The 3,025-nt window shown below is 60.3% G+C and carries 3 protein-coding genes; all 3 read left to right on the forward strand.

Translation table 11 applies throughout. From position 1 onward, the window contains the following. Nucleotides 1-497: 497 nt before the first annotated feature. The gene (locus ACXRVY_RS22265; RefSeq protein WP_457266343.1) at nucleotides 498-1,514 is read left to right on the forward strand and encodes an arginine N-succinyltransferase; all 1,017 of its coding nucleotides are present in this window, start codon (nucleotides 498-500) and stop codon (nucleotides 1,512-1,514) included. Nucleotides 1,515-1,566: 52 nt separating this feature from the next. Beyond that, a complete protein-coding gene (astA, locus tag ACXRVY_RS22270; RefSeq protein WP_458238255.1) occupies nucleotides 1,567-2,601 on the forward strand; it encodes an arginine N-succinyltransferase in 1,035 nt (344 codons plus the stop codon). A gap of 142 nt (nucleotides 2,602-2,743) precedes the next feature. Beyond that, the coding region (locus ACXRVY_RS22275) for an isocitrate lyase/phosphoenolpyruvate mutase family protein (RefSeq protein WP_458238256.1) at nucleotides 2,744-3,025 on the forward strand (282 nt) is incomplete at its 3' end.

Raw genomic sequence — 3,025 nt, forward strand, 5'->3', positions numbered from 1 at the left:
CAACAAAGCGGCCCCGGGTGGGGTTTAATTTTCCTGTTTGAAACGGATCCTTCAGTCATTTCCTGCCAGGTTTTCTGTTATGGCTGACCGCAACCAAGGCAATCACCTACAAGACTTTACGACATCGGCGTAGTCCCTTGGCACAGGCACTTCGCCCCTTTTTCGGGCACGGCCAGACCGCGCGAGAATTCACTAGACAGGCAGGACGCGATAATTAAATACTCCTTTCAACGTGCTGTTAAAACCTGTTCCACACTCATCCAGCAGGAGCCCGGATGCCCTTTCTTGAATACCCGATCAATGCGCCTGGCCAGGCATCGCCTGCGGCCGAATCGCCCGTTTCTTGTTTAATGCGGTCCATTCCAAAAAACATCTGACAAGAAAAAGAGTGGCGCCTGACAACGTTCAGACGACCACCGATTGAATGTGTGGAAAAACCGACAGTGAAAGTCAGGTTCGGCTCAAACCGCCGAATCGTTTGATACAGGAGTGTCTCCATGCTGGTCTTGCGTCCAGTCGAGTCAGCCGACCTGCCCCAGTTGCAGAGGCTGGCTCGTGAAAGCCTGGTGGGCGTTACATCCCTGCCCGACGATAGCGAACGGTTGCGCGGAAAAATCCTCGATTCCTGTGCGTCGTTCGAAAAGGACGTCGATGGTCATGGCCCGGAAAACTATTTCTTTGTACTCGAAGACCTGGCGACGCAGCACCTGGTCGGCTGCTCGGAGATCCTCGCCACGGCGGGGTTCAACGAGCCGTTCTACAGCCTGCGCAACCGGCACTTCACCAGTGCCTCGAGGGAACTGAACATTGAGCACGGTGTACCGACCTTGTCGTTGTGTCACGATCTCAGTGGCCACACCTTGCTGCGGGGCTTCCATATCGATGTCGCGCGTGTGTGCAGCGCGCATTCCGAACTGCTGTCGCGGGCGCGCCTGTTGTTCATCGCCACCCACGCCCGGCGTTTTTCCGAAACGGTGATCACCGAAATCATCGGCTACAGCAGTGATGAAGGCCACTCGCCATTTTGGGATGCCGTGGGCAAGCATTTCTTCGACTTGCCCTACGTCGAGGCCGAACGGCTTTGCGGCCTGCAGAGCCGCACCTTTCTCGCCGAACTGATGCCGCAGTATCCGATTTACGTGCCCATGCTGCCCCAGGCGGCACAGGACTGTATCGGCAGCATCCACCCCGATGGCCAGGAAGCCTTTGATATCCTCGAGCGTGAAGGCTTCGAAACCAACAGCTACATCGATTTGTTCGACGGCGGCCCGACCCTGTATGCGCGCACGTCGGGCATTCGTTCCATCGCCCACAGCCAGCGCGCTATCACGCTGCAGGGATCGGTGATCGATGCCCGCGGCAGCTTTCTGGTGAGCAACGAGTCCTTGAAGGACTACCGGGCCATCGTCGCCGATCTTGACTACATCACCGGGCAACCCGTCACGCTGGACGCAGCCATGTGCAAGGCGCTGAAGGTGACCGAGGGCAGCCCGATCAGGCTGATCGCACTGTGAATACCTGCCAGCGTCGTCACCGCCCGAGCACACACGAACAAGGAACAGCCGCATGATTGTCCGTCCGGTCCAGATCACCGATCTGCCCGCCCTGTTCACGCTGGTGCGTCAGGCCGTTCCGGGACTTACCAGCCTGCCGGCCGACAAAGAACGCCTGGCCCACCGGATCCGCTGGGCCCAACGCACTTTCGCCGGGCAGGTCGATCGGGCCGATGCCGATTATCTGTTCGTGCTCGAGGACGACGAGCAGCAAGTGGTGGGCGTCAGCGCCCTGACGGGTGGCGTCGGCCTGCGCGAGCCCTGGTACAACTACCGGGTCGGGCTGACGGTCAGCGCTTCAGAGGACCTGGGCATCCAGCGCCAGATCCCGACCCTGTTCCTGAGCAATGAATTGACCGGGCAATCGGAAGTCTGCTCGCTGTACCTGCGCCCCGATCAGCGCCAGGGAAGCAACGGCCGTTTGCTTTCGCTCGGGCGTTTGTTGTTTGTGGCCGAGTTTACGCAGCTGTTCGGCAACCGGCTCATCGCCGAGTTGCGCGGCAGTGCCGACGAACGAGGCGGCTCGCCGTTCTGGGACAGCCWCGGCCGGYACTTTTTCAAGATGGATTTCAGCCACGCCGATCACTTGTCCGGGCTGGGCAACAAATCGTTCATCGCCGAATTGATGCCGCGCCAGCCGCTGTACACCTGCCTGCTGACCGAACAGGCCCAGGCGGTGATCGGCAAGGCCCACCCGAATACCGAGCCGGCCCTGAAAATCCTCAGCGCCGAAGGGTTTGCCCACAAGGGTTACATCGATATCTTCGACGGCGGACCGGTCCTTGAGGCACCGGTTTCCGGGATCCGCACCGTGCGCGACAGCCAACCGCTGTCACTGGCCATCGGCTCGCCGGACGATAAAGCGCCCCTCTGGCTGATCCACAACCGCCGCCTGGAAAACTGCCGCATTACCTGCGCCCCGGCCCGACGGCTGGGCAACAGCCTGGTGGTTGATCGCCTGACCGCCAAGCGCTTGCAGTTGCAACCCGGCGACTCGGTGCGCGCCGTGCCGCTGCTTGACCAACGGCAACAGGCCGAAGCGGCGTGACTTATCAGCGCCATCTTTGCGACGTCAATCTGCCGGACCCGGCAAATTCGTCATCATTTTCCCCCTGCGCGCGTGATAGCCTTTTATTTCTTCGGCGTTGACATTTTTGCTCAAGCCCCTCCATTCCATTGGTGGAACTCATATGTCCAGGCTTTCCCATCAAGATTTGCGCCACAACTTTCGCCAATTGTTCGCCTCCGACACCTGCTACCACACAGCCTCGGTTTTCGACCCGATGTCGGCCCGCATCGCCGCCGACCTGGGCTTCGAAGTCGGGATCCTTGGTGGTTCGGTCGCCTCGTTGCAAGTGCTGGGCGCCCCTGACTTTGCCCTGATCACCCTCAGCGAATTCGCTGAACAGGCCACCCGCATCGGCCGTGTCGCCCAGTTGCCGGTGATTGCCGACGCCGACCACGGCTACGGC

This window comes from Pseudomonas sp. P5_A2_2, from assembly GCF_054177685.1.

Bases quoted from the DNA above. Each gene is read 5' to 3' on its own strand.
- ACXRVY_RS22265 (WP_457266343.1), top strand. From the start codon at position 498: ATGCTGGTCTTGCGTCCAGTCGAGTCAGCCGACCTGCCCCAGTTGCAG.